Below are 22,000 nucleotides of genomic sequence, written 5' to 3' on the forward strand. Positions count from 1 at the left end.
GTCGCGATGACGCCAACGGGTGTGGCTCATTCGCCCGAGATATCGACCGGTCGCGATCCCGCCGCACCCCGGGTCTTGATCAGACTGGCGACCGTCGCCACGATCAGGATGCCGAGAATGACCCCCAGCGACGCCGGCGTCGATATTTCCGGGACACTCACATGCTCGCCACCGTTGATGAACGGCAGCGTGTTCTCGTGCAGCGCATGCAGCACCAGCTTGACGCCGATGAACGCCAGGATCGCCGAGAGCCCGTAGGACAGGTAGACCAAGCGATCGAGCAATCCACCGATCAAGAAGTACAGCTGACGTAAACCCATGAGTGCGAACGCGTTCGCAGTGAACACGATGTAGGGCTCCGCGGTGAGGCCGTAGATCGCCGGAATCGAATCCAGCGCGAACAGCAGGTCTGCGAAGCCGATCGCGAGCAGTGCCAGTAGCAGCGGCGTGACCGCGCGGCGGCCATCGATCCGGGTGACCAGCCTGTCGCCGTCGTAGCTGTCGGTGGTCGGCAGCACCCGCTTGGCCAACGCGACGATCCTGCTGTCGCGTTTCTCCTCGTGCTCGACCTCGTGGCCGCTCTCGCGCAGCAGCTTGACGGCGGTGTAGACGAGAAATAGCCCGAACAGGTAGAACACCCAGCTGAACGCGCTGATCGCCGCCGCGCCGACGGCAATGAAGATGCCCCGCATGACCAGCGCGAGCACGATGCCGATCAACAGCACCTTCTGCTGGTAGATCCTCGGCACCGCGAATGTCGCCATGATGATGACGAAAATGAACAGATTGTCCACCGAGAGCGCTTTCTCGGTGACGAAACCGGCGTAGTACTCCCCCGCGAAGGTAGAACCCCACTGCCAGGCGACGAAGCCACCGAACGCCAGCGCCAGTCCGATGTACACCGCCGACCAGGTCCCGGATTCCTTGAACGTCGGATCGTGCGGCGTGCGGACATGCGCGAAGAAGTCGAAGACGAACAGCCCGAGGATCACGAGGATCGTGATCACCCACTCGACAGCGGTTACGTGCATGCGGCGTCCTGGTGATTGATCATGACATCAAGCATGCCCGATTTGTCCGTTCTTGTCGGCTTGCGGGGTGGTTGCTGTCAATAATTTCACATGCGCACACGCACCCGTCCATGCCACAGTGACGGCGTGGTCGACGACTATCGAGTCCTCAACAAGGCGAACTGGGACGAACGGGCACCGCTGCACGCCGGCGCGCGCGACTACGCCGTGGACCGTTTCCTGTCGGAACCGGACTTCCTCAGCGAGGTGGTGCGATTCGACCTGCCGCTGCTCGGCGACATCCGTGGACTGCGCGGGGTCCATCTGCAATGCCACATCGGCACCGACACGATCTCGCTGTCGCGGCTCGGCGCCACCATGACCGGACTCGATTTCTCGCCCGCGTCCCTGGCACAGGCCCGGTCGCTTGCCGAAAAGACCGGAGCTGCAGTCGATTTCGTCGAGTCGGACGTGTACGACGCGGTGTCCGCACTGAGCGGTGCGCGCTTCGACCTGGTGTTCACCGGGATCGGCGCATTGTGCTGGTTGCCGAGCGTGGATCGGTGGGCCCAGACCGTTGCGGGACTACTGCGGCCCGGTGGGCGGCTGTTCCTGCGCGAAGGCCACCCGATGCTGTGGGCGACGGACGAAAATCACACCGACCGACTGGTCATCGGCTATCCGTACTTCGAAACACCTGAGCCGATGGTGTTCTCCGATGGCGGCACCTACGTGGCAACCGACGGCGTGCTGACCCAGACCACCACGCACGAATGGAACCACGGATTCGGGCAGATCATCACCGCGCTGCTGGATGCGGGCATGACGATCACCGGGCTCGTCGAGCACGACACGGTGCCATGGGAGGCGCTACCCGGCCTGATGACCTGCGAGCCGAACGGCGAATGGCGACTCACCGAGCATCGGGAGCGACTGCCGCTCAGCTACACACTGCAGGCACGCAAGACCTGAGGGACCGAGACTGTTCTCGGCGCGACGCACTGAACGGTTGACCAGGACATCGGATCACGGTACGACGGGCTGCCCGCAGGGCTTGTCCGTGGTCGAGCCGTCACCGGCGCCGAGCATGTTGTCGGCGAGGAAGTTGTCCACATAGCCGCCGACACGGGTGAAGACGGCGGAGTAGCCGGGGCGAGCGCTACCGCTGGCCCAGGAGTACAGGCCGACGAGCGTCGCCTTGTCGTTGCTGCGGGTGACCAAGGGACTGCCCTCGTCGCCCGCACCGGGCGATTTACCACCCGTGTCGAGGCCGGCGGCGATCATGTTGTTGGTGACCGATGCGACCCCGTACTGGCCCTGAGCTTGTTTACGGCTGACGGTCGGCAGATCAACGCCCATCAGTTGCGAAGGCGTCTCCCCACCTTCGCGCAACGCCCCCCACCCCGATGCCTGCGCGATCACACCGCCTTCGGGGTCACTCCCCGGTTCCGGCAGACACACCGTTGCGGCGTTTGTCCCGAACGACAGGTTCTCGGAGGTGTGCAGCACGGCGATGTCGTTTTCGCGGTTGACCACGTCGTAGCGGGGATGCACCACGATCTTCTCGATGTCGACCACACTGCCGCCGGAATCGTGCCGCAGCGAGCCGTACCGCAGCTTCAACTGCTCCGGCCGGACGCCACGAACGCACATGGCCGAGGTGATCACGGTACGACTATTGAGCGCAGCGCCGCCGCAGGCATGCGCGCCACCTTTCTGCACGCTGACCGTCCACGGAAATTGATCATCGGCCGCCACATAACCGCCGACGATTGCCGATGCAGGCGTAGACACCCCCACCACTAGCGCACTCGCGCCGAAAACCACCGTCGCGAACGCCCGCCACCGAACAAAGGCCTTGCTCATCGCTTCCCTTCCCACCGACCACGCTGACGAGGTGAAGTACGCAACCGCCGGATGTCACGGTAGCGGTGTGGATGCGGAGAACACCCGAATCGCGAGGCGTGTCGCAACATCCGTGCTGCGCGCCGGGTGGTAGCGCGGTCGTCCACCGGTACCGATCGCCCTCGCATTCAGGTCCGGCGCCGACACTCGGGCAATAAAATCGGTTCCCCACCGGGAGCCTCGGTGCTACCGTCGGAGACAACGAACTCACGAACCACAGAAAGGCATAGGCAGATGACCGGGCAGAACCAGCAGCGACGGCAGCGATTGCTAGACAATGTCTGGCTTGCCCTACGTTCGGCCATGCAATTCGGCGATCGCGTGATGCGTGTGAGCGGCCCCTGAGGTCTCGATTTCGAGAAGACCTGCAACAGGGGTCATTCCGCGGCACCGCCGAGGAATGACCCTTTTTCATGGCAATATGTCCGAGCGGCCGAAGGGACCTGACTCGATCACATCACCGGAGGTTCGAATCCTCCTGCTGCCATGTAGTTTTCACGCCCGCGTGGCTCAGTGGACAGAGCAGCGCCTTCCGAAGGCGCAGGTCGGTGGTTCGATTCCACCCGCGGGCTCGGGTTGCCGGACTGCGGAGCCGCTTCCGCGTAGCCCGTTATCGGACGTCGCGGGAGTCCTTCCACTAGTTGACAATTCGAGGGCACAACGATTCGAGATCACAGAACAGTTCTTGGCCGGCTGCGATGCTATCCACATACGCGACGCACACATTCGCGCGTCTGCGGTCGCACTGCACACCTCTGACATTTCTCGCACTGAAACGCACCGCCGCATTACCGATATCGACATCAGATGAACGCGAGAAACATCTGCGTGACTCGCCGGGACGCTATGCAGAGCTGGATGTATTTGTCGGACCACAGTATTGAGAACGACCGATCCCTCGTAGCCCAACAGGTAGAGGCACCGGCCCTAGAAGCCGGACAGTGCGAGTTCGAATCTCGCCGAGGGAACAATCCGCGTGCACAGGCGGGTGAGCGCGCTCGTAGCTCAAATGGATGGAGCACCGGCATACGAAGCCGGCGGCTGGAGGTTCGAGTCCTCCCGAGCGCACTGATGGAGTGTGGTGTAGCGGCAGCATCACGGATTTTGGTTTCGTTGGCTCAGGTTCGAATCCTGGCACTCCAGCTATTGATTCACTCCGCACGGCTCATGCAGGTGCCGTCGGGCTCTCATAAGGCCCGATCGCGTGGTTCGACTCCACGATGAGCTACTGCCGTCTCACTCCTCGTCGGCGCTGTCCGGCTCCTCGCCGCCACCACGGATCGACCACAGCAGACCATCCAACTCATCGGGCTTGATGAGGACGTCGCGGGCCTTCGAGCCCTCGCTCGGGCCGACCACGCCACGGGTTTCCATCAGGTCCATCAGCCGACCTGCCTTCGCGAAGCCGACCCGCAATTTGCGCTGCAACATCGAGGTGGAGCCGAATTGGGATGTCACCACGAGTTCTACGGCCTGGACGAAGACGTCGAGGTCGTCGCCGATGTCGGGGTCGACATCCTTCTTCTCGCCTGCCTTCGCGGCGGTGACACCCTCCTGGTATTCGGGTTCTGCCTGGTTCTTGGCGAAATCGACGACGGCATGGATTTCCTCGTCGCTGATGAAAGCGCCCTGCAACCGGGTCGGCTTTCCCGCGCCCATGGGCAGGAAAAGGCCATCGCCCATGCCGATCAGCTTTTCCGCGCCGGGCTGGTCGAGAATGACTCGGGAGTCGGTGAGCGAAGACGTGGCGAAGGCGAGGCGGGAGGGCACATTCGTCTTGATCAGGCCGGTCACCACGTCCACCGACGGTCGCTGCGTGGCAAGCACCAGGTGAATGCCTGCGGCGCGGGCCTTCTGGGTGATCCGCACGATCGCGTCCTCGACGTCGCGCGGCGCGGTCATCATCAAGTCCGCGAGCTCATCGACGATGGCGAGAATGTACGGATAAGGACGGTAGACCCGTTCGCTGCCCAGCGGCGCGGTGATCGCACCTGACTTCACCTTCTTGTTGAAGTCGTCGATGTGGCGAACCTTGTTGGCCTGCATGTCCTGATACCGCTGCTCCATCTCCTCCACCAGCCAGGCCAGCGCGGCAGCGGCCTTCTTGGGTTGGGTGATGATGGGCGTGATCAGGTGCGGAATACCCTCATAGGGGGTGAGTTCCACCATTTTCGGGTCGATGAGGATCATCCGGACCTCGTCGGGGGTGGCCCGCCCGAGCAGCGAGACCAGCATCGAGTTCACAAAGCTCGATTTACCGGAACCGGTGGAGCCTGCCACCAGCAGGTGCGGCATCTTCGCGAGGTTGGCCGAGACGAAATCGCCTTCGATGTTCTTGCCGAGCCCGATCACCAAGGGGTGGTGGTCATTTCGGGTCGAGGGTGCTTTGAGCACATCGGCCAGGCGAACCAGTTCGCGGTCGGCATTGGGGACCTCGATGCCGACGGCGGATTTGCCGGGGATGGGGGCGAGCAGTCGAACGTTCTCCGTCGCAACGGCGTAAGCGATATTGCGGGTCAGCGCGGTGATCTTTTCGACCTTGACGCCGGGCCCGAGTTCGACCTCATAGCGGGTGACCGTCGGACCACGCACGAATCCGGTGACCGCCGCGTCGATCTTGAATTGCACCAGCACCTCGGTGATCGCCTCGATCATCGATTCGTTGGCGGCGCTGCGCTTCTTGGGCGGATCACCGTCGGTCAGCAGGGTGAGCGGCGGCAACACATAGTCGCCCTCGATCTCGCGATCAGCGATCAGTTCCATCTGCTTCGGCGGCGGTGGTGTCTGATCCGCCACCTTGGCCGGCCGCTTCTTCGGCTTGGGCGGCTCCTCGGGCGGCTCGACCGCAATCGGTTTGGCGTCGCGCAGCGGCGGCTCGCCGAGCACTTCGGTGACCGCGTCGGCATTACCGAATTCATCGGGCGGATAGTTCTCGACCGGGGTCCGTCCGCGTCGCGTCGACGCGCCGGCACGATGCAGCGGAAAGCCGTCCGCGTCGTATTCGGCCGGGTCGTAGTCGCCGTCGTACTCACCGTATTCGTCGCCACCGGTGCCGATGCCGAAGTAATCCCGCAGCCGGTCGGGCACCTCGCGCACGGTGGTGCCGGTCAGCAGGAGCACGCCGAAGACGCTGGCCAGCAATAGAATCGGCACTGAGAGCCACGCGGTGAGCCCGTTGGTGAGCGGGCCGCCCATCACGAAACCGACGAAACCCGCAGCGCGGGAGCGGCCGTGCGCATCGGCAGGCGATCCGGCGGCGATATGCCAGAGGCCGAGGATGGGCAACCCGACCAGCATTCCGCCGAGCACCAGGCGCGGCCGAATCTCCGGCTTCGCCTCGGTGCGCATCAGCACGATGGCGATAGCGGTGGCCACGAAAGGCAGTCCGGCCGACGCGGATCCGGAGACCGCGCGGATGGCTTCCTCGACCCAGTGTCCGACCGGGCCGCCCGCCGACAGCCAGACTGCCGCCGCGATCACCGCGCTCAGCGCGATGAGGGCGAGGGCGATGCCGTCGCGGCGATGGCCGTGTTCGATCTCGCCCGCCCGGCTGATCGTGCGGGTGGTGGCGCCGAGACCCCGCGCCAGCATGGTCCAGCCGCTAGTGATGCCACGGCTGATCACCGCGAGCGGCGCAGTGTCGGACTTGCGAGGGGCCGGGCGGCGGGCGGCGGTGCCGCGTCGCCGTGGAGTGGGGGCGGTGCCGCGCGGGGTGGCGGCACCGCGTGGTGTTGCCGAGCGGGACCGTGCCGTGGTGGTCCTCCCCCGGGCCGATCCCGCCCGCGCACGAGAGGTCGTGGAGCTGCGGGACTTACCTGCCATGACCTCAGGCTAGCCGCAAACGCACCATCCGGACCATCCGCAACACTGGTATCGGCCGTCGCAACCCTGCCGAATCATACGGAAGCCCAGGTCGCACCCGCCGCCGTCGAGCTCGCTTCGCACCCGAATCGGGCCGTGTGTCGAGCGTGCTGCGGCTACACCGAGCGATCGAGGGCCAGCACGGCGCGCACATCGCCCGGTGCGCCGGCGGTCTCGAGGCGAACTTCGTCGCGACCGAAGGCATGCAGCAGCAATTCCGAAGGCTTGCCGGTCAATGTCACTTCGGCCTCGGATTGCGTGCGCACAACCGCCCGGTCGCCGTCCGGCGTCGCGAGCACGACGGTGACCGTCGCTTTCCGATATGCCATTCGTGCCATCTTGCGCAGCAGCGACCACAGCCGCGCCTCGTCGGCATTCGACAGCGTGCGCGGCTCCCACCCCGGCGCACTACGGCGCACATCTTCATGGTGGACGAACATCTCGGACAGGTTGGCAACGGCATCGACCGGGCGCAGGGGTGACCACCACGGCGGTCCGGTGCGAACCTCCTCCAGCAGCTCCTGGAACGGCTTGCGCGCAGTCTTTGCCTGCACACTGTCGAGATACCCGGCAAACGGTTTCAGCATGATCCCCGGTGCCGCGTCGGGGCGGCGCTCACGAACCACCAAGTGCGCAGCCAGCTCTCGCACGGTCCACTTCCCACAGAGGGTGGGCGCGTCCGGTCCCACGGCGGACATCGTCTCGACCAGCGCCCGACGTTCCCGTTGTGCCATGCTCACGTGCTCGAACATAGTCGATTGGCTGAGGCATCGACATTGCCGCACAATAAGTTATCGGAGTTGCGCCCTGGCTTTCGCTCGGCAACACTGTCCACCGCACGCCCGGTGCGGGGAGTCGTAATTCCCCCGGCATCGCCCGGCGCCGAGTGGATCCGACGGCCGCGCCCCGAATTCTCGGGTAGCGCTTGCGGCCTCGGCTCTGTAGCTTGTCACTCGGTCCATCGGGTCGTGGACCTGTGAGCAAGAAGGGGATTCACCTGTGAAGAAATTCGTCACCGGTGCCGCCATCATGGCGGCAACGGTTGGATCTGTGCTGGCCACCGCGGCTCCCGCGCAAGCCGCGTACGGGTACTACGGCGCCATTGCCGTCTCCAGCGACGGGGACTACGCGATCTCGAACAACTACGGCAGCTACTCGGCCGCGGAGAATTCCGCCGTGTCGGCCTGTGGCTACGGTTGCTCGGTGCTGATCTCGTGGACCAATGGCTGCGGTGTCCTCGCCAGCTCGTCGTCACAGTGGAGCGCGTCCGCTCGCGCCAGCTACTCCGCCGCCAAATCGGCCGCGTTGAGCCGGGTGCCCGGCGGCTATGTCGTGGACTGGCGCTGCACCAGCGGCTACTCGCTGTAACTCCGACACCCACCTCCGTCGGGTCCGTACAGGTCCGCGACAACTCATTCCAGGGGAAATTTAGTGAAGCACAGAACAATTCGAGCGGCGGTCGCGGTCGTACTCGCGACGGCGGCACTCGGCCTCACCGCGTGCACCTCCGACAAGGACTCGTCGTCGGGCTCCAGCACGCCGACCTCGGCGCCGGGCAAGTTCGAGAGCGGTAAGAGCGGCGAGGGCACCGCGGAGGGATCCGCGAAGACCACGACGCCGCCGAACCTGGCGAAGCCGGCCGTCGGTCTGCTCAACGAGCGCATCACCAAGGCGTTCGACCCGAGCGTCAGCAGCGAGGAAAAGATCAGCTGGGTGCAGGACGCCGAGCGCGATCCCCAGCTGGTCGACAAGCTCGTCGAGGCCGCAAAGGCACAGAACGTCAAGGTGGAGATCACCGGCGTGCAGGAGCCCAAGGACGGCAAGCTGAAGGCCGACGCAAAGGTCACCATCAACGGTGAACCGGTGCAGAACGCCTTCGTCGAGTTCGTCGCCGAGGGTGACCAGTGGAAGGTCTCCCACCAGTTCACCTGCAACGTTGTGAAGTCGGCGAAGCTGGATTCGGCTGCCTGCCAAGCCAAGTAAGCTTCCACTACAGACAAAAACCGCCGGATGATGTCACCATCATCCGGCGGTTTTCTGTGTGCTAGACCCCGATGACGGTGGGCACGATCATCGGGCGGCGACGGTAGACGTCGGCCACCCAACGCCCGACCACGCGGCGCACGCTCTGCGCGATGCGGTGCGTGTCGGTGACGCCCTCGCCTGCCAGCCGCAACAGTTCGGCCTCGACCAGTTCCGCGGCGTCGGTGAGGGCGGTCGGGTCGTCGGAGAAGCCGCGGCCACTCACCTCAGGAGTGCTGACCGCCTTGCCGGTCGACGAGTCGACTGCGACGGTGATCGAGATGAACCCGCCCTCGCCGAGCACCAGCCGGTCCGACAGGGTCGATTCGCCGACATCACCGACCGAAAGACCATCGACGTAGACGTGCCCGACCGGGACCCGTCCGACAATCGAGGCGATCCCGTCGACCAGGTCGACCACGACACCGTCCTCGGCGAGCACGACCCGGTCCTCCGGCACGCCGGTAGCAATGGCCAGTGCGGCGTTGGCACGCAGATGCCGCCATTCCCCGTGCACCGGCATGGCGTTGGTCGGCCGGACCGCGTTGTACAGGTACAGCAGTTCGCCCGCGGAGGCGTGCCCAGAGACGTGCACCTTCGCGTTCTGCTGGGTGATCACCGTGGCGCCGAGCCTGGCCAGACCGTTGACCACGGCGAAGACCGAGTTCTCGTTGCCCGGGATGAGCGAGGAGGCCAGCACGACCAGGTCGTCCTGGCGGATGTTGATCTGGCGGTGTTCGCCGCGCGCCATCCGCGACAGCGCCGAGAGCGGCTCACCCTGCGAGCCGGTCGAGATCAGCACCAGCCGGTCCCCCGGCAGGGTCGCAGCGACGTCGAGATCGACCACGACGGAGTCCGGGACCGTCAGGTACCCGAGATCCTGGGCGATCTCCATATTGCGGACCATCGAGCGCCCAACGAAGCACACCCGCCGCCCGTACTTCTGCGCGACATCGACGACCTGCTGGATGCGATGCACGTGGCTGGCGAACGACGCGACGATCACGCGGTTGCGCGCCTTGCCGATCACCGTGTCCAGAACGCCGCCGATCTCGCGTTCCGGCGTGACGAAACCGGGCACCTCGGCGTTGGTGGAGTCGACGAGGAACAGGTCGACGCCCTCGTCACCGAGGCGAGAGAACCCGGCCAGGTCGGTGAGCCGACCGTCGAGGGGCAGCTGGTCGAGCTTGATATCGCCGGTGTGCAGCACGACGCCGGCGGGGGTGCGAATGGCCACCGCGATGGCATCCGGGATCGAGTGGTTGACCGCGAAGTACTCGCACTCGAACGGACCGTGTGTGGTGCGCTCGCCCTCGGCGACCTCGGTGAGCTTCGGACGCTGACGGTGCTCCTTGCACTTGGCAGCCACCAGCGCGAGGGTGAACTTCGAGCCGATGACCGGGATGTCGGGGCGCAGCCGCAGCAGGAAGGGCACCGCGCCGATGTGGTCCTCATGGCCGTGAGTGAGCACCACGGCCACGACATCGTCGATCCGGTCCTCGATGGGCCGGAAGTCGGGCAGGATCAGGTCGACGCCGGGCTGCTGGTCCTCGGGGAACAGCACACCGCAGTCGACGATCAGCAGCTTGCCGCCATACTCGAAAACGGTCATGTTGCGGCCGATTTCACCGATGCCGCCGAGTGCGAAGACGCGCAGACCGTTCTTGGGCAACTTCGGCGGCGCGCCGAGGCGATCGGCGATGGGGCGATCGACCGGACGGGCCGGGGCCTGTTCGGCGCGACCCCGGCCGGACTGCTGGCGGGCGCGTCCCGGCTTCTTCGCGGGTGCTTGCTGCTCGTTGGCGGCGGACTTCTTGGCCGCGGCCTTCTTGGTGGGCGCCTTGTCCGGTGCGGCCTGCTTGGCACGCCGTGCGCCGGATTGCGTTGTGCCCGCGGTCTGCACGGTGCTCGCGGCCTGCCCGGCCGACTCGACCTGCGCCGCAGCGGCGGCCTCGACCATGCTGTCGAGCTCCACCGGGCTGTCCTGTCGTGGCGGCTGCGCGGCGCGCTTGGGCGCGGCCGGGGCGGGGGCGGGGGCGCCCGCGGCACGGGAAGCGGTACGGCGGGGACGTCGTGCTAGTGGTTCGTTCATCCGAGCACCCCGGCAATCTGCAGGTCAGCGGACAGCTCGTCGAGCTGTTCGGCGGTGGGCATCAGCTGTGGCAACCGTGGCTCCCCTACGTTTATGCCGAGCAATCGCAGCCCGGCTTTGCTCATGGCGACACCGCCGAGCCGGGACATCGCCGCGTTCAACGGCAACAGACTGACGTTGATCTCCCTGGCGCGCACCACGTCGCCCGCGGCCCATGCGTCGCTCAGCGCGCGCAGCCGTTCGGGCACGAGATGCCCGATGACGCTGATGAATCCGACGGCGCCGACCGACAGCCAGGGCAGGTTCAGCGAGTCGTCGCCCGAGTAGAAGGCCAGATCGGTTGTGGCGATCAGGTCCGCGCCCGCGTTCAGGTCGCCCTTGGCGTCCTTCACCGCGACGATGCGCGGGTGCTCGGCGAGCTTGCGGATGGTGTCGGTGGCGATGGGGACCACCGAGCGCGGCGGAATGTCGTACAGCGTGACCGGCAGGTCGGTGGCGTCGGCGACGGCGGTGAAGTGAGCAAGCAGGCCGGCCTGGGTGGGACGCGAGTAGTACGGGGTCACCACCAGGAGACCATGGGCGCCTGCCCGCTGCGCGTTGCGCGCGAGTTCGATGGAATGCGCGGTGTCGTAGGTGCCCGCACCGGCGATCACGGTGGCACGGTCGCCGACGGCATCGACAACGGCGCGCAGCAGATCGGCCTTCTCGGATTCGGTGGTGGTGGGCGATTCACCGGTGGTGCCGGAGATCGCGAGCAGATCGACGCCGCGCTCGACCAGACGGGCCGCCAGCGCAACGCCGGCATCGACATCGAGCTTGCCCTCGGCACTGAAGGGGGTCACCATCGCGACACCTACTGTGCCGGACGCGCGCAGCTCCGTTGGCGTCGATTCACCGTTCGTCATGGTCAGAAAGGCTACCCGCTCCAGGGAACGCCCTCGACACCCTGACCGCCGATCGGACTGCCCGTGCGAGTGATTCACCTCTTGCCGCACAGTGGTGGCGTCAGACTGCGCCTTGTATGACATCAAGAATGGCGTCACACTGATGTCATGGACCTCAACAAGTACACCACCCAGCTGCGTGACGATCTGATCGCCGCCGCCGCGCTCGGCGACGAAAAAACCCAGGCCACCGCCGCCGCACTGGCCGCGGCTGCGGAAAGCGCGACCCGGCTGGCGCTGCTCGCGGCGCTGTCGGACCTGGCCGCCGAGGTCAGCGCTGCGCTCGGCGACCGCACCGTGCACGTCTCCGTGGACGGCACCGACGCCAGCGTGGATGTGCGCAAGAACTCCGCGACCACCGCCGACAACGACCATCCGAGCTTCGAAGAAATGACCGGCGACATCAGCCGCGTCACGCTACGACTGGTCGAGCAACTGAAATCGCGCGCCGAAGAGGCGGCCGCACAGAGCAATATGTCGCTCAACTCGTGGCTGTCGGGCGTCGTATCGGGCGCGCTGCGCGACCAGATGCGCGGTTACGGGCCCAAGCGCGACGTCTGATCACAGCAGCGGGGCGAGGTCCCCGCGGTCACCGATCACCACTTTGTCCAGCTCCAGCCAGTCCGCCATCTCACGCAATGCCTCGGTGAGCGCGGCCACCGTCTCCGGTGTGCGGTAACCGGGCTCGGCGAACGCGCCGGGAACGAGCAGCCGCCCGGTCGCGCGCTCGGCGCGCAGGTCGACCCGGCCGACGAGTTCACCGTTGAGCAGGAACGGGAAGACGTAGTAGCCGTGCACCCGTTTGGGTTCCGGCGTGTAGATCTCGATCCGATAGTGGAAGTCGAAGAGCCGTTCGGTGCGCGTCCGGAAGAAGATCAGCGGATCGAACGGGCACAGCAGAGCCGCGCCCTCGATCCGGCGCGGTGTCGCGGCGCCGACGCGCAGGTAGGCGGGTTTGTCCCAGCCCGCGACCTCGACCTGTTCCAGTTCCCCCGCGTCCACCAACTCGGCGATGGCCGGTTCGGTCTGGGTGCGATGGGTCCGGTAGTAGTCGCGCAGGTCGGCCTCGGTCGCGACACCGAGCGCGGTTGCCGCGCGCAGCGTCAGCTCGCGGATCGCCTCTTCCTCGGATACGTTGCGCGCCAAGACTTCCGGCGGAATCACCCGCTCCACCAGATCGTAATGCCGGGCGAAGCCGACCCGCTTGTCCACTGACAGCGAGCCCTTGGCGAAGAGCTGCTCGCAGATCATTTTCGTATCGCTGAGATTCCACCAGGAACCCTTGGGGCGCGGCTTGTCCAGCTCCAGATGACGCTCCACCTCACCCGCGGTGGCCGCACCGACCTCGGTGATGACGTCCAGGATGTCCCTGCCGAGCGTGGGGTTGCGTTCGACGGCCCGGCGCATGCCCTCCCAACGACCGTGGTCGTATTTCGCCATCCGCCACCGCATCAACGGCCAGTCCTCGACCGGGATCAAAGCCGCCTCATGCGCCCAGTACTCGACGAGTTTGCGCGGCCGTCGCACCCCGTTGCTCCAGGCGGCCTCGTCCAGCAGCGCGCGGTCGTAGTCGCCGATCCGGCTGAACACCGGCGCGTAGTGTGCGCGCACCACCGCGGACACCGAATCCAGTTGCAGCAGTTGCGTTCTGCCCAGCACATCGAGCACCGTTCGACGGGTCGGCGCGACCGGTTTGCGTCTGCCGAACCCCTGCGCGGCCAACGCTGTCCGTCGCGCCGCCGCCGCACTCATCTTCCGCATGACCGGCACTTTGCCACGACGGTCCGACAAGCGCCGCCGTGCCCGCCGCGGTCAGGTCGACACCGACACCTCTCCCGCGGTGTCGATCTCGGTGCGCCGATCGTGCTCCGGCGCATTCGCGAGCACCGTGGCCAGGATCCGACGGCCGATCGGCAGCACGCGCACGGTCACCGAGCCCGCATCGGCCGCGTCCAATTCCTTGGTCGCCGACTCGATGACCTGCTGACGCACCCAGCGTGGCACACCGGCGAAGCCACCGTCGTCGAGCAACACCACCTCGACACCGCGAGAGCGGGCGCCGCGGGCGGCGCTGCTCAGCTCGTCGGTCACCAACTGTGGCGCGCGCAGCCCGTCGCGCAATTCGGCCTCCAGCAGCCTGCATTGTTCGCGCTCGGCCGCGCTGAGTTCGGCCCCGCCCGCGATGCGTTCGAGGATCGGACGCGCGACCTTGTCGAGCTTGGCCAGCTGTCGATCCCGCTCGCCGTTCTCCGCGGCCATGGTCGCCTCCGCCGCCGCGCGCATGGTCGCTTCTTCCCGCAGCAAACGCAGCGATCGCTGCATCGGGCGCATGATCGCCGCGCCGATCGAGATCCCGGCCACCGTCGCCACCGGCACCACCGATCCGACCACCACACCGACGCGCGCACCGGTCATCGCACCCACGATGGCGATCACCGCCGCGATCCCGCCGACGCCGAGCCAGGCCGCACCCAACCGGCCGCGCAGCACCAGCACCGCGAGGACGTAGGACGACGCGAAGGGTGCCCACACCGGTTTGGTCAACCCGTGGTCGACGTCGATGATGGTCAGCACCGTCGCCACCGGTCCGGCAGTTACTACGAACACGGTGGCGGGCCACGGCAGCGGGTCGACCGGAATCACCAGCACCAGCACACCGGCCACGACCATGATCAGCAGTGCGGACAGCCCGGTCATCGGCGCGGAGTCGGACAGAGTCCGCAGCATGTACAGCACAATGGTGAGTTCGAAAATGAGCAGGAAAAGCCACGCCCAGCGGTCCCGCAGGCCGAGCAGATCGCGCAGCCCGGATTCGGTGTGGGTGTCAGCCATCGCCACCCCACACCAACGTCACCGTAGTTCCTTCTCCCGGTTGGGATTCCACGAATCCGGCCCCACCGGCCAGCTGCCGCATCCGACCGAGGATGCTGACCGCAATGCCGAGCCGATCGACGGGCACCCGGTCCAGATCGAAACCGGCGCCGTCGTCACGGAACACCACACGGATGCCACCCGCACTCACCGTGACGGTGACCGCCCGCTGCACAGACCGGCCCGGCGCCGTCGCGTGGCGCAGACTGTTGCGCACGGCCTCGGCGAGCGCGGCGGCGATGGTGCCCGCGGCGGCTACCGGCAACCGCAAATCGTCGAGTCCGGCCCAGCGCCGCGCGGTGAATCGGACGCCCGGATTCACCTCGTGCACCGCAGAGCGCAGGAAGCCGATCGCCGATTGCGCGTCGAGATGATCGGGTTCGCTGTCGCCGCCACGGCATTCGTCGAGCTGGTCGAGGGTGCGCTCCGCCTGCTGGCGCAGCACCGGTGACTCGGTGCCGCCGCGGGAGGCATCGAGCAAGGTCGACAGCACCGCATCGTGGATCAGGGCGGCGAATCGCGCCTGCTCACGATCCCGGGCCGCGGCGCCCGCCACGGCTGCGGCGCGCTTGCTCGCGAGCATTGATTCCCGGTCGACGCGGGCCGCCGATGCGAGCGCAAAGGTGGAGCCCCACAGGAACATCGCACACAGTCCTACGGCCCGTGCGAAGTCACCGATCAGCGACAACGTGGTCCCGCCCGCCACGACGGCACGATTCGCCAGCGCTGCATCCGCCGCTGCGACAATCAGATAGATGACCGACAGCGGCGGCCGCCACGCCAAGGCGGCCGCAAGCACACCGAGCGCAAGCACCCGATACACCCACACCGTGGACGGGTCCGAGGTCGGCTCGGCGTAGGCGAGCGGGATCGCTGCCATCGCCGCAAGGAAACTCACCGCCGCGAGACCGGCGACCGTGCGAATCACCCGCCGGCTCCGCCCTAGCGATACCGCGGCGAGCACTGGAAACCAGCCGAGCGCAAGGACCACGGTCAACACGGTCCAGCCACCTGAGACGAATCGGCTCTGGTCGGCGATGTCGGGCAGCTCTACCACCGCGACGATCAACCCGCACAGGCCGATGGCGAGGCTGAGTCTGCGCAGGATGCGGTCGGCCGTCGGCTCGGCATGGTTTTCCTCGGACACCGCCGCGACGCGACGGCGCCAACGACTCGACCGGAAACGGTCGAGCGTCACGGAGTCTGTGGTGGCAGGAGTGTCCAGCATGCTGGACGTGGTCATGCGCGCGGATGCCGCTCGGGAACCGGTAGCCACCCGTCCTCCACCGCCCGCTTGTACAGATCGGTTTTGGTGGGAGCCGGACGCCCGGCATCGGCATACTTCTGCCGGATCCGACCGAGATAGTCGTTCACCGTCTGCTCCGAGAGACCGGCCAGCCGCGCCACCCGGGAGGCTTTCTCGCCGGAGGCGTACAGGGTGAGCACCTCTTCTTGACGCGGGCTCAAGCCCACGTCGGACAGCTGCGGGTCGCCGTCGATGGCCGCGGCCCAGTCGGTGGTTACCACTTGCTCGCCGGAGGCCGCCCTGCGCACCGCCGCGACCACGGTCGGCACGTCCTCGGACTTGCGCACGACGCCGAGCACGCCGGCCTTCGCGGCCGCGCGCACCAGAAAGGCGTTGTCTGCACCGGTGAACACCAGGACCTCGATCCCGCGGTCGCGCAGTGCACGCACGTTGTCCTCGGGCGAGGACCCGTCGGCCAGCCGCAGGTCGAGCACCACCAAGTCCAGCGCGGGCTCTGTGGTGGGCACCGGCGGTGTCGCGCTATCGGACGCCGCGCTCACGGCGGCGGCCAGCAGTTCCGGCACGGTTCCCGCGGTCAGCACCAGATCGAGATCCGGTTCCGGTGCCAGCATTGCGGCGAGCCCGATCGCGACCGATTCGTGGTCTTCGACGAGACCAATCCGTCGTGGCGCACGCTCGCCACCTTCGACACAGGTCACCTCGAACTCCCATCCCGAGCAACTCGTCCACTGCCCACCGGTACAACGTCACCATGAGTGAGTATGCCCGGCAGATACTCCCGGAGGTCAGCCACCAAAACCGGGGGCCGACTGGATACCATCGGTGGCAGATTCTGCTCGGTTGCGGCCGAGTGCGCGAAATCGGGCCGGATGTCGACGTGGCGGGCGACGAACGTCAGGACATGAGCTGCGCGGCGATGGTCGCGCCGAGCTCCCAACAGCGCTGGATATCGTTTTTCGTCGGCGGCCCCGAAACAACCACCGGGGCAGCGGCCTTGACCCAGCCCATCCCTGTAGTGATGCTCTCGACGGCCCGCTCTGCACCCTCGGTCCCCTGGTTACCGTGCAGATACAGCCCGTACGGGCGTCCACCGGTCGAGTCGAGACACGGGTAGTAGCACACATCGAAGGCATGCTTCAGTGCGCCGGACATATAGCCGAGATTCGCCGGTGTCCCGAGCAGATAGCCGTCGGCTGCCAACATGTCGACCGGTGTCACCGCCAGTGCCGCGCGGCGTATCACCTCGACACCTTCGATCTCCGGGTCCGTCGCACCGGACACCACCGCCTCGAACATCTCCTGCATGTGCGGCGAGGGTGTGTGATGAACGATCAACAACCGGGGCACGTCGCTGAGCGTAGCGCGGCCCGCGCCCGGTGGCGGCGAGGCTGCGGCCGGCCGTCAGCCGATCTGCACCGATTGGCCGGTGTAGGTGCCGGAGACGCCCGGCGCAAGAATCGCAGTGGCGGAGCCCGTGCAGCCTGCCGTCCGGTAGACGGTGACGGTGCTGTTGGTGTCGTTGACGAATTCGGTTGTCTCCTCGATACCGAGGTTGATACACCCTGAGGGATCGCTATAGACAACGCCGCCCACGGTCAGATTGCCCGTGGCGGCCGTCGCCGCCGGAGCAGCCGCAATCACCGCAAGCACACCCAGCAGCGCAAGAATGCCTCGTCGCATGTTGTGCTCCTTGCCAGTCGAATGGCCGGTCCACGCCCAATGTCGAAGCCGGACGATTGCCGGATTGTTGCTATCAACTGTAGACCGTCGACACCCGACACAACATCGACTGCAAATAATGCTGACAGGTTCATGGGATCACCCCACGGTGGCGGACGCAGGACGTCAGCCCTCGCTGTGATCGCGTTCCAGCCTCTCCAGTGCCACCGCGCGCCGCATGGTTTCTCGGGCACGAGTGCGGTCACCCGCGTAGTCGTAGGCCCGGGCCAGCCGGTAGGAGACGCGCCAGTTATCCGGATCCGCCTCCCATTCCTGCTTGACCCGGTCGAACAGTGCGTCCGCTGCCTCGCGTTCGATGCGGCCGGAGGGGCGGCGCGGCAGCGCGGAGGTGTCGAGTTCCAGACCCTCGTCATGGATGCGGCGAGCCAGGTGCTGATGCGACAGCGCCGCGCGCACGGTGGCCACCACCATCCACACACCGAGCAGCGGCAGGATCAGCACGCCGATGCCGATAACGATCGCGGCGACATCACCGGAACCGATGAGGCTCACCGCGATTCGGCCGAGCAGCAGGAAGTAGAAACCGAGCACGACGACCAGCGCCGCGACCAGGGCGACGACCTTGCGTACCTCGGCGCCGCGGCCGGGATCGGACGACTCGACCGGTTCCGGTGTGCTCACAGATCCAGCAACGGGTCGAGTCCGACAGTCAGGCCGGGACGGTCAGCGATCTCCCTGACCCCGAGCAGCACGCCGGGCGCGAAGGAGTTCCTGTCAATGGAATCGTGCCGGATGGTGAGGGTTTCGCCCTGGGTGCCGAACAGCACCTCTTGATGCGCGACGAGCCCGGCCAAGCGCACCGAGTGCACTCGCACGCCGTCGACATCGGCGCCGCGCGCACCCTCGAGTTCAGTGCTGGTGGCGTCCGGACTGCGGCCGACGCCCGCACGTTTACGCGCGGCCGCGATCAGCCCGGCAGTGCGGTAGGCGGTGCCCGAGGGCGCATCGGCCTTGTTCGGGTGATGCAGCTCGATCACCTCGACCGATTCGAAGAACCGGGCGGCCTGTTCGGCGAAACGCATGGACAGCACCGCGCCGATCGCGAAGTTGGGCGCGATCAGCACGCCGGTCGCCGGGCGCTCGGCCAGCCAGCCGCGCACCTCGTCGAGCCGCGCGGCATCGAAACCGGTGGTGCCGACCACCGCATGGATCCCACGCTCCACCAGGAACTTCAGGTTCCCCATTACCACGTCCGGGTGCGTGAAATCGACAACGACCTGCGTGTTCGACTCGGTGAACGCCTCGAGCGAATCGTCCTTGTCGACGGCCGCGACCAGCTCCAGATCGGTCGCCGCCTCCACCGCCGCACAGATCGCCTGTCCGACTTTCCCGCGTGCACCGAGTACTCCGACCCGAATGGTCACCGCACCTCCTCGTTCCGCTCCAGTTCCGCAAGCCTATAAGGGGGCACCCGCACACGGTCCGACCGCCGTCTTACGTGGGGTTGAGCGGAGGCGAGACTTCTGTTTTTCGTGCGCAACCGGTCACGTGCGCCGTCGCCCTCCGGCGCGCATGAGTGCGCGACACTCCTCATCGACATTGCTATATGCGCATGTTTGCGCACGAGTGTCCGCTCGCCTACGGTCGCTGGGTGACATCGATTCGTGCTCGAGCTGCATCCGAACTGTGAATATCGCACCATCCGGACCGGCGGCCACTCGCTGCTGATCGGCCACCCTGCTGACGATATAGCCTTGGTGACCGAGTTCCTCAGCGCGACATGGCCATTCACGCTAGGCGCCAGCAGCCATATTTCCGGCCATCTTTTCGAGCATGCGCACCGTCTCGAGGTACTGCTCGTCGGTGATGCCCTCGACCATCGCCCGCCGTCGGCGGCCGATTCGGATGAACGCCTCGTCGTGCGTTGCGCGGCCCGCATCGGTCAGCGACAGCGTGCCCGAATCCGCGACGACGAAGCCGCGCTCCACCAACTGCGCGACCTCCTGCTCCCATTCCCCCGCATGCGTCCAGAACGGCGCGAGGGCATCACGGATCTCGCCTGCCCGACGCGTCCCCTCGGCCAGCGAGTGCAGCATCTGCCAGTGCCTGCGACTGAGTTCACCCGCGGCGAGATCCTCGTCGAATCGCTCATTGATCAATCGATCGAGTTCCTTGAGCCAGTACCCGATCAGGCGCTTCTCGGCCATTATTCCTCCACAACATGTATAGTTACAACTACATGTAGTTTTACATGAAAGCGGACAGCAATGGAAGAGCACGACGCGGTCACCGCAGCGGTCGAAGCGGCGATGGTCCGAATCCGCCGCAGGCAGACCCGCGGCGCGCTGGCGCGGAAGTCACCCGTACCCGTCGCCGTGTTCCGCGTCCTCGACGCCGTGGCCGAATCCGAATCCGCCACTGTCGGAACGTTGGCGCCCGCATTGGGTGTCGACCAGCCGCGCGCGAGCCGCCTTGTCGCACAGGCAGTTTCGTCCGGACTACTGGAGCGGGTAGCCGACCAGCACGATGGCCGCCGGGGCGTGCTGCGCCTTTCCCCCGGCGGCGCAAGTCTGGTGGCCGCCGCGCGCGACGGCCGCCGTGCCGCCATGGCCACCGCGATGGCGGACTGGAACGCCGATGAACGCACCGAATTCGCCCGCCTACTCAGCCGTTTCGTCGACGCGCTCGACAACCCCGCCGCAGGACGTCGAGGCCCCTGACGATTCGACGGAGCTACGCCGCGCCAACAGGCTTCTTCAATACTTCGATCAGCGTGGCAATGCTCTGGTCGCCATAGCCTTCCGCGACGGCACGCCGCAACAGCTCATGCATCGGTGCGTGCCAGGACATATCGACGCCTGCCTCTGCACCGAGCTCCCCGTCATAGCCGATCGCCGCGTGGAACAGATCGACGGACGATCCCAGCCGAACCCCGCAGGTACGGGGCCAAGTCTTCGAGACCGCTCAGGCTGCCCGCAAGCACCCACTTTTCGGTCGAATACCTACGTCGAGGTAAGCGAACAGATCACGCGCAGAGACCACGCCGGGTCTATGAGAACGATCACGTCCGCGTCGAAACCCGGTGTCGAAGGCGGCCCGTCACTCGAAGACGATCACCTGGCGGAGCGCATGACCGGCGGCGAGTTCGTCCATCGCATGGTTGATTTCATCGAGTCCGATGTGCGCGGACACCAGCCGCTCAACCTGCAGTCTTCCCTCGCGCCACATCCGGACGTACTCCGGAATATCGCGCGCAGGCACGGCCGAGCCGAGGTAACTACCGACGATCGAACGGCCCTGCGCGACAAGGGCAAGCGGCGAAATACTGGCCTTGGCATCGGGCGCGGGCAGGCCGACGGTGACCGTCGTGCCGCCGGGCGCCGTTGCGCCGACCGCGGTTTCGAAGGCACGGATATTGCCCGCCGCCTCGACAACGACCTCGGCCTGCACACTCAGCTCGACGACCTCGGCCGGTGTGTATGCCGCGGTCGCGCCGAGTTCCTTGGCCAGAGCGAGCTTTTCCGGAACGGTATCGACCGCGATGACCTCCGCGCTGCCCAGCGACACGGCCACAAGTAAGGCCGCCATCCCGACACCGCCGAGTCCGACAACCATCACCCGGTCAGCGGGTCCCGGCCGCGCGGAATTGAGCAGCGCGCCGCCACCGGTCAATACCGCGCAGCCGAGCACCGCGGCGACCTCGGGTGGCACATCGTCGTCGACCGGAACCACCGACCTGCGATCCACGACGGCGTAGGTGGCGAACGCGGAAACGCCCAGATGATGGTGCACTGCTGCGCCGTCACGGTGCAGCCGTCGTCCGCCGTTGAGCAGCTCGCCGGCATTGTTGGCCACACTGCCCGGCCCGCACGGTGTCCGGCCCTCGCTCGCACAGCCCGCGCAGGCACCGCAGCGCGGCAGGAAGGTCATCACCACGCGCTGCCCGACCTCGATATCGGTGCCACCTGCGCCGACCGCCTCGACCCGACCGGCCGCTTCGTGCCCGAGCAGCATCGGCACCGGTCGCACGCGGTTTCCATCGACCACCGACAGGTCCGAGTGGCACAACCCGGCCGCCTCGATCCGCACCAGCAGCTCACCGGGACCTGGTTCATCCAGCTCCAGCTCGCACACGGTGATCGGCGCCGATTCGGCGAACGGCACGGGCGCTGCGATCTGCTCCAGGACCGCACCACGAATCTTCATGCCGCCGACGCTACCGCTCGCGATTCGCGGCGCCCAGCGAACGCACCGAAAGCGCTCCAGCGTCGGCCATCGCCACCCGCTCGAGCCGAGGCGGGATGCCCATGTCTCTCGGGTGCCGAGCACAGCGTCTCGTTCGAGTGCG

At 66.6% G+C, this 22,000-nt stretch carries 22 protein-coding genes and 4 tRNA genes; 9 read left to right on the forward strand and 17 right to left on the reverse strand.

Translation table 11 applies throughout. The annotated features are described in order from the left end of the window. Nucleotides 1-26: 26 nt before the first annotated feature. Nucleotides 27-1,031 carry a TerC family protein gene (locus OHA42_RS31395; RefSeq protein WP_406231347.1) on the reverse strand — a complete coding sequence of 335 codons (1,005 nt, stop codon included), beginning with the start codon at nt 1,029-1,031 and terminating at the stop codon, nt 27-29. Nucleotides 1,032-1,157: 126 nt separating this feature from the next. On the opposite strand from OHA42_RS31395, the gene OHA42_RS31400 reads away from it, so the two are divergent. Continuing rightward, complete coding sequence (locus tag OHA42_RS31400) at nt 1,158-1,982, forward strand: class I SAM-dependent methyltransferase (protein ID WP_406231348.1); 825 nt, start codon at nt 1,158-1,160, stop codon at nt 1,980-1,982. 54 nt (nt 1,983-2,036) lie between these two features. Here OHA42_RS31400 and OHA42_RS31405 read toward each other — a convergent pair whose 3' ends face one another. After that, a complete protein-coding gene (locus tag OHA42_RS31405; protein WP_406231349.1) occupies nt 2,037-2,876 on the reverse strand; it encodes a serine protease in 840 nt (279 codons plus the stop codon). A gap of 538 nt (nt 2,877-3,414) precedes the next feature. Here OHA42_RS31405 and OHA42_RS31410 point away from each other — a divergent pair. The 4 genes from OHA42_RS31410 to OHA42_RS31425 all read left to right on the forward strand — a co-directional run bounded on the left by OHA42_RS31410 (nt 3,415) and on the right by OHA42_RS31425 (nt 4,058). Next, nucleotides 3,415-3,487 (forward strand) — tRNA-Arg (locus tag OHA42_RS31410). Between the two features lie 322 nt (nt 3,488-3,809). Continuing rightward, nucleotides 3,810-3,883, forward strand: a tRNA-Leu gene (locus tag OHA42_RS31415). Between the two features lie 26 nt (nt 3,884-3,909). Beyond that, nucleotides 3,910-3,983: transfer RNA gene (locus tag OHA42_RS31420), tRNA-Arg, on the forward strand. A gap of 4 nt (nt 3,984-3,987) precedes the next feature. Beyond that, nucleotides 3,988-4,058: transfer RNA gene (locus OHA42_RS31425), tRNA-Gln, on the forward strand. Between the two features lie 93 nt (nt 4,059-4,151). Here the strand turns inward: OHA42_RS31425 and OHA42_RS31430 are convergent. Together OHA42_RS31430 and OHA42_RS31435 are read right to left on the reverse strand one after the other, a co-directional pair. Then, on the reverse strand, nt 4,152-6,737 hold the full coding sequence (locus tag OHA42_RS31430; RefSeq protein WP_406231350.1) for a DNA translocase FtsK: 2,586 nt from the start codon (nt 6,735-6,737) through the stop codon (nt 4,152-4,154). Nucleotides 6,738-6,892: 155 nt separating this feature from the next. Beyond that, on the reverse strand, nt 6,893-7,516 hold the full coding sequence (locus tag OHA42_RS31435) for a TIGR03085 family metal-binding protein (protein ID WP_406231351.1): 624 nt from the start codon (nt 7,514-7,516) through the stop codon (nt 6,893-6,895). Nucleotides 7,517-7,775: 259 nt separating this feature from the next. On the opposite strand from OHA42_RS31435, the gene OHA42_RS31440 reads away from it, so the two are divergent. Together OHA42_RS31440 and OHA42_RS31445 are read left to right on the forward strand one after the other, a co-directional pair. Then, nucleotides 7,776-8,144 carry a DUF4189 domain-containing protein gene (locus tag OHA42_RS31440; RefSeq protein WP_406231352.1) on the forward strand — a complete coding sequence of 123 codons (369 nt, stop codon included), beginning with the start codon at nt 7,776-7,778 and terminating at the stop codon, nt 8,142-8,144. Nucleotides 8,145-8,207: 63 nt separating this feature from the next. Then, nucleotides 8,208-8,759 carry a hypothetical protein gene (locus OHA42_RS31445; protein ID WP_328403723.1) on the forward strand — a complete coding sequence of 184 codons (552 nt, stop codon included), beginning with the start codon at nt 8,208-8,210 and terminating at the stop codon, nt 8,757-8,759. A 61-nt stretch (nt 8,760-8,820) separates the two neighbouring features. On the opposite strand, the gene OHA42_RS31450 is transcribed toward OHA42_RS31445, so the two are convergent. Together OHA42_RS31450 and dapA are read right to left on the reverse strand one after the other, a co-directional pair. Beyond that, nucleotides 8,821-10,890: a ribonuclease J gene (locus OHA42_RS31450; protein WP_406231353.1), complete on the reverse strand. Its 2,070-nt coding sequence runs from the start codon at nt 10,888-10,890 to the stop codon at nt 8,821-8,823. After that, nucleotides 10,887-11,795, reverse strand: coding sequence for a 4-hydroxy-tetrahydrodipicolinate synthase (gene dapA / locus OHA42_RS31455; RefSeq protein WP_406231354.1), 909 nt, complete (start codon nt 11,793-11,795; stop codon nt 10,887-10,889). The genes OHA42_RS31450 and dapA overlap by 4 nt, the downstream gene beginning before the upstream one ends. Nucleotides 11,796-11,942: 147 nt before the next feature. Here dapA and OHA42_RS31460 point away from each other — a divergent pair, with 147 nt between their 5' ends. Continuing rightward, nucleotides 11,943-12,395 carry a hypothetical protein gene (locus OHA42_RS31460; protein WP_406231355.1) on the forward strand — a complete coding sequence of 151 codons (453 nt, stop codon included), beginning with the start codon at nt 11,943-11,945 and terminating at the stop codon, nt 12,393-12,395. On the opposite strand, the gene OHA42_RS31465 is transcribed toward OHA42_RS31460, so the two are convergent. From OHA42_RS31465 to OHA42_RS31505, 9 genes are all read right to left on the reverse strand, one after another. Next, nucleotides 12,396-13,595 (reverse strand): winged helix-turn-helix domain-containing protein, encoded by a 1,200-nt coding sequence (locus OHA42_RS31465; RefSeq protein WP_406231356.1) that lies wholly within the window; start codon nt 13,593-13,595, stop codon nt 12,396-12,398. 51 nt (nt 13,596-13,646) lie between these two features. Further along, entirely contained in the window at nt 13,647-14,666 is a 1,020-nt protein-coding gene (locus tag OHA42_RS31470; protein ID WP_406231357.1) for a hypothetical protein, read from the reverse strand. Next, entirely contained in the window at nt 14,659-15,948 is a 1,290-nt protein-coding gene (locus OHA42_RS31475; RefSeq protein ID WP_406231358.1) for a sensor histidine kinase, read from the reverse strand. The genes OHA42_RS31470 and OHA42_RS31475 overlap by 8 nt, the downstream gene beginning before the upstream one ends. Beyond that, nucleotides 15,945-16,670 carry a DNA-binding response regulator gene (locus tag OHA42_RS31480; RefSeq protein WP_406231359.1) on the reverse strand — a complete coding sequence of 242 codons (726 nt, stop codon included), beginning with the start codon at nt 16,668-16,670 and terminating at the stop codon, nt 15,945-15,947. The genes OHA42_RS31475 and OHA42_RS31480 overlap by 4 nt, the downstream gene beginning before the upstream one ends. A gap of 196 nt (nt 16,671-16,866) precedes the next feature. Then, nucleotides 16,867-17,319 carry a flavodoxin family protein gene (locus OHA42_RS31485; protein WP_379069872.1) on the reverse strand — a complete coding sequence of 151 codons (453 nt, stop codon included), beginning with the start codon at nt 17,317-17,319 and terminating at the stop codon, nt 16,867-16,869. Nucleotides 17,320-17,373: 54 nt separating this feature from the next. Next, on the reverse strand, nt 17,374-17,652 hold the full coding sequence (locus tag OHA42_RS31490) for a hypothetical protein (RefSeq protein WP_406231360.1): 279 nt from the start codon (nt 17,650-17,652) through the stop codon (nt 17,374-17,376). 165 nt (nt 17,653-17,817) lie between these two features. Continuing rightward, nucleotides 17,818-18,333, reverse strand: a complete 516-nt coding sequence (locus OHA42_RS31495; RefSeq protein ID WP_406231361.1) for a hypothetical protein — start codon at nt 18,331-18,333, stop codon at nt 17,818-17,820. Continuing rightward, entirely contained in the window at nt 18,330-19,076 is a 747-nt protein-coding gene (gene dapB / locus OHA42_RS31500) for a 4-hydroxy-tetrahydrodipicolinate reductase (RefSeq protein ID WP_406231362.1), read from the reverse strand. Before dapB ends, OHA42_RS31495 begins: the two co-directional genes overlap by 4 nt. Before the next feature lie 369 nt (nt 19,077-19,445). Next, the gene (locus OHA42_RS31505; protein WP_406231363.1) at nt 19,446-19,859 is read right to left on the reverse strand and encodes a MarR family winged helix-turn-helix transcriptional regulator; all 414 of its coding nucleotides are present in this window, start codon (nt 19,857-19,859) and stop codon (nt 19,446-19,448) included. A gap of 60 nt (nt 19,860-19,919) precedes the next feature. On the opposite strand from OHA42_RS31505, the gene OHA42_RS31510 reads away from it, so the two are divergent. Continuing rightward, nucleotides 19,920-20,372 carry a MarR family winged helix-turn-helix transcriptional regulator gene (locus OHA42_RS31510; RefSeq protein WP_406231364.1) on the forward strand — a complete coding sequence of 151 codons (453 nt, stop codon included), beginning with the start codon at nt 19,920-19,922 and terminating at the stop codon, nt 20,370-20,372. 13 nt (nt 20,373-20,385) lie between these two features. Here OHA42_RS31510 and OHA42_RS31515 read toward each other — a convergent pair whose 3' ends face one another. Both OHA42_RS31515 and OHA42_RS31520 read right to left on the reverse strand, forming a co-directional pair. Beyond that, nucleotides 20,386-20,502, reverse strand: coding sequence for a hypothetical protein (locus tag OHA42_RS31515; protein ID WP_406231365.1), 117 nt, complete (start codon nt 20,500-20,502; stop codon nt 20,386-20,388). 249 nt (nt 20,503-20,751) lie between these two features. After that, a complete protein-coding gene (locus OHA42_RS31520) occupies nt 20,752-21,858 on the reverse strand; it encodes an alcohol dehydrogenase catalytic domain-containing protein (RefSeq protein ID WP_406231366.1) in 1,107 nt (368 codons plus the stop codon). Between the last annotated feature and the right edge of the window lie 142 nt (nt 21,859-22,000).

Origin of the sequence: Nocardia sp. NBC_01009 (genome assembly GCF_045208035.1) — a bacterium.
Taxonomy (GTDB): Bacteria; Actinomycetota; Actinomycetes; order Mycobacteriales; family Mycobacteriaceae; genus Nocardia.

Excerpts from the sequence above, each read along its gene's own strand:
- OHA42_RS31395 (WP_406231347.1), bottom strand. The coding sequence starts at position 1,031 with ATGCACGTAACCGCTGTCGAGTGGGTGATCACGATCCTCGTGATCCTC.
- OHA42_RS31405 (WP_406231349.1), bottom strand. The coding sequence starts at position 2,876 with ATGAGCAAGGCCTTTGTTCGGTGGCGGGCGTTCGCGACGGTGGTTTTC.
- OHA42_RS31430 (WP_406231350.1), bottom strand. The coding sequence starts at position 6,737 with ATGGCAGGTAAGTCCCGCAGCTCCACGACCTCTCGTGCGCGGGCGGGA.
- OHA42_RS31450 (WP_406231353.1), bottom strand. The coding sequence starts at position 10,890 with ATGAACGAACCACTAGCACGACGTCCCCGCCGTACCGCTTCCCGTGCC.
- dapA (WP_406231354.1), bottom strand. The coding sequence starts at position 11,795 with ATGACGAACGGTGAATCGACGCCAACGGAGCTGCGCGCGTCCGGCACA.
- OHA42_RS31460 (WP_406231355.1), top strand. The coding sequence starts at position 11,943 with ATGGACCTCAACAAGTACACCACCCAGCTGCGTGACGATCTGATCGCC.
- OHA42_RS31465 (WP_406231356.1), bottom strand. The coding sequence starts at position 13,595 with ATGCGGAAGATGAGTGCGGCGGCGGCGCGACGGACAGCGTTGGCCGCG.
- OHA42_RS31470 (WP_406231357.1), bottom strand. The coding sequence starts at position 14,666 with ATGGCTGACACCCACACCGAATCCGGGCTGCGCGATCTGCTCGGCCTG.
- OHA42_RS31475 (WP_406231358.1), bottom strand. The coding sequence starts at position 15,948 with ATGACCACGTCCAGCATGCTGGACACTCCTGCCACCACAGACTCCGTG.
- OHA42_RS31490 (WP_406231360.1), bottom strand. The coding sequence starts at position 17,652 with ATGCGACGAGGCATTCTTGCGCTGCTGGGTGTGCTTGCGGTGATTGCG.
- OHA42_RS31505 (WP_406231363.1), bottom strand. The coding sequence starts at position 19,859 with ATGGCCGAGAAGCGCCTGATCGGGTACTGGCTCAAGGAACTCGATCGA.
- OHA42_RS31510 (WP_406231364.1), top strand. The coding sequence starts at position 19,920 with ATGGAAGAGCACGACGCGGTCACCGCAGCGGTCGAAGCGGCGATGGTC.
- OHA42_RS31515 (WP_406231365.1), bottom strand. The coding sequence starts at position 20,502 with ATGTCCTGGCACGCACCGATGCATGAGCTGTTGCGGCGTGCCGTCGCG.
- OHA42_RS31520 (WP_406231366.1), bottom strand. The coding sequence starts at position 21,858 with ATGAAGATTCGTGGTGCGGTCCTGGAGCAGATCGCAGCGCCCGTGCCG.